General features: G+C 72.1%; 2 protein-coding genes and 1 pseudogene. 2 read left to right on the forward strand and 1 reads right to left on the reverse strand.

What is annotated here, in order from left to right; all coding sequences use genetic code 11:
• The coding region (locus tag EQG76_RS10560) for an outer membrane protein assembly factor BamB family protein (protein WP_159713157.1) at positions 1-1,333 on the forward strand (1,333 nt) is incomplete at its 5' end.
• A 38-nt stretch (positions 1,334-1,371) separates the two neighbouring features.
• On the forward strand, positions 1,372-2,775 hold the full coding sequence (der, locus tag EQG76_RS10565; protein WP_159713159.1) for a ribosome biogenesis GTPase Der: 1,404 nt from the start codon (positions 1,372-1,374) through the stop codon (positions 2,773-2,775).
• On the opposite strand, the pseudogene EQG76_RS10570 reads toward der, so the two are convergent.
• Positions 2,772-3,095 (reverse strand): annotated as a pseudogene (locus EQG76_RS10570) (SDR family NAD(P)-dependent oxidoreductase); the annotation flags it as partial. The gene der and the pseudogene EQG76_RS10570 sit on opposite strands and share 4 nt — an antisense overlap.

Genomic DNA, 3,095 nt, shown 5'->3' on the forward strand with positions numbered 1-3,095 from the left:
TCGCCCGTCCCCCGCCTCCCGGCGCACCCTGCTCGGCTCCGCCCTCCTGCTCGCCACCCTCCTGTCCGGCTGCGGCTGGTGGGCCGAGGACGAGAAGCCCCGCCTGCCCGGCGAGCGCCGGCCGGTGCTGCTGCTGGACCAGGGCATCAAGGCCGATCCCAGCCTCGCCAGCCTCGAGATCACCCTGCCGGAGCCGGTGCGCAACCGCGACTGGCCCCAGGCCGGCGGCGACCCCAGCCATGCGCTCCACCACCTAGCGGCACCCGCGACGCTCTCGCCTGCCTGGTCGGTGTCGATCGGCAGCGGCGCCGGCGAGGATGCGTTCCTGAATCCGCCCGTGGTCGCGGACGGCACGATCTTCGCCGTGGACGGCAGCATCCAGGTCTCCGCCATCGACGCAGGCTCCGGGCGGACGCGCTGGAGCGTGTCGCCGGACGGCCTGCCCGATGCCGACCGGCTCAATGGCGGTGGCATCGCCTATGGCGACGGGCGGCTCTACGTGGCCACCACCAAGGGCATCATCCTGGCGCTGGACGCCGGCAATGGCCAGGAGATCTGGCGCCAGAGCCTGGGCGCACCGCTGCGCGGCTCGCCGGCCGTCGCCGAGGGGCTGGTGCTGCTGATCAGCGCCGATAACCAGTCGTTTGCGCTGGACGCGCAGAGCGGCGAACTCGTCTGGCAGCATACCGCGCCCGGCGAGATCGCGGCCACGCTCGGCGGCTCCACCCCGGCGGCCGCCCAGGGCATCGTGATCGTGCCCTACTCCTCCGGCGAGGTGAACGCGCTCTCACTGGAGACCGGCATCCCCATCTGGAGCGAAACGGTGCTCCGGCCGCGCCGCACGCTGGCGATCGCGGCCATCAGCGACATTGACGGCCTGCCGGTGATCGACCGCGAGCGGGTGTTCGTGGGCGGCACGGGCGGCGAGGTCGCGGCCTTCAGCCTGCAGACCGGCAGCCGGCTGTTCGACCTGACCGTCGCCACCGAGCAGACCCCCTGGCCCGCCGGCGACTTCGTCTACCTGATGAGCGACCGCGGCGAGGTCGTGGCGATGCTGCGCCAGACCGGCCAAGTCCGCTGGGTGAGCGGCCTGCCCCGCCAGCGCGAGGACGACACGTCCGGCGACGAGCTGATCAAGTGGCACGGGCCGGTGCTGGCTGGCGGCCGGCTACTGGCCGGTAGCTCCGATGGCGAACTGGTGGCACTCTCCCCCTTCGACGGCACGATCCTCCAGCAGATCGACGTCGGTGCGCCGATCCGCCAGCCGCCGATTGTGGCGGACGGCACTATCTATCTCTTGACCGACGACGGTACGCTGCACGCCTTCCGCTGACAGCAAGGCCCCTTCGCCGGCAGGACGACGCCAGAACCGTGTTCACCATTGCCATTCTCGGCCGGCCCAATGTCGGCAAGTCCACCCTGTTCAACCGGCTGGTCGGCCGCCGCCAGGCGATCGTCCACGACCAGCCGGGCGTGACCCGCGACCGGCTGGAGGGCCAGGGCCGGATCGGCCACCTCCGGTTCCGGGTGATCGATACGGCCGGCCTGGACGTAGGCCCCGACGACAGCCTGGAAGGCCGGCTGCGCGCCCAGACCCTGGCCGGGCTGGAGGAGGCCGATCTCGGCCTGTTCCTATTCGACGCCCGCGCCGGCCTGACGCCGCTCGACCACGAGGTCGCCCGGCTCCTGCAGCGCACGAAGAAGCCGATCGTGGTCCTGGCCAACAAGTGCGAGGGCCGCCAGGCCGAGATCGACGCCGCAGAGGCCTGGTCGCTGGGCCTGGGCGAGCCGCTGCTGATTTCCGCCGAGCATGGCGACGGCATGGCCGACCTCTTCCAGGTGATCCAGGCGCGCTTGCCCGAGGAAGCGGACGAGGAAGAGCAGGATGACGCGGCGCCGGCCCTGTCGGAGCCGGCCGAACTGCCCGCCGAGTCAGCGGCCGGGCCGGAGCTGGGTGCAGGCAAGCCAGTCAAGCTCGTGGTGATCGGCCGGCCCAATGTCGGCAAGTCCTCGCTGATCAACCGGCTGGTGGGTGACGAGCGGATGCTGACGGGGCCGGAGCCGGGGCTCACCCGCGATTCGGTGGCACTGCCGGTCACGCTGCAGGGCCGTTCGTTCGAGCTGATTGACACGGCGGGGCTGCGGCGCAAGGCCAGGATCGAGCAGCGGCTGGAGCGGATCTCGGTCTCCGCCACCGTCCAGGCGCTCAAGTTCGCCCATGCCGCGGTACTGGTGGTGGACGCCACCCAGCCCCTGGAGGTTCAGGACCTGACGATAGCCGACCTCGTGCTGCGCGAGGGCCGGGCCCTGGTGGTCGCCATCAACAAGTGGGACCTGGTCGAGACGCCCAAGGAGACGCTCCAGGCGATCCGTGAGCGCCTGGAGGACAAGCTGGCCCAGGCACCCGGGCTCGAGACCGTGCCGATCTCGGCCCGCACCGGCCAGGGGGTGAGCAAGCTCCTGCCGACCGTGCTCAAGACCGTGCAGCGCTGGAACCGGCGGATCACCACGGCGAAGCTGAACCGCTGGCTCCAGGACGCGCTGGCCGAGCACCAGCCGCCGCAGGTAGGCGGGCGGCGGCTCAAGATCCGCTTCATCACCCAGACTGCCAGCCGGCCGCCGACCTTCGTCCTGTTCCAGAACCTGGACCCGGCCGACGTGCCCGACCACTATCTGCGCTACCTGGCCAACAGCCTGCGCCGGGCCCTCGACCTGCCGGGTGTGCCGCTGCGCCTGCACGCCCGCCGCGGCGAGAACCCCTACGCCCGCGACTAGGGCGTGTTCTGGGGCTGAAGCCGCTCCACCTCGCCGACCGGCAAGGGCGGGCGCGCGAGCGTGGCCAGCAGGCGCTCGGCGATCTCCGCCGCCGACGGCAGCGGCATTGCGGAGCCGCCCGGATAGCGTCGGATCTCGGTCCGCGTGCCGGCGACCCGGCCCGGATCGATCAGGCTCACGCCCACCGTGCTCCGGCGCAATTCGGCCGCCCAGGCGCCGACCAGCGCCTCCAGCCCGGCCTTCGCGGCGGCCGCCATGCCGAAGAAGGCCGGTGCCCGCTCGGCGATGTCGCAGGTCAGGAACAGGGCGCGGCCGGCCGG

The organism is Geminicoccus flavidas (assembly GCF_009806515.1).
GTDB lineage: Bacteria > Pseudomonadota > Alphaproteobacteria > Geminicoccales > Geminicoccaceae > Geminicoccus > Geminicoccus flavidus.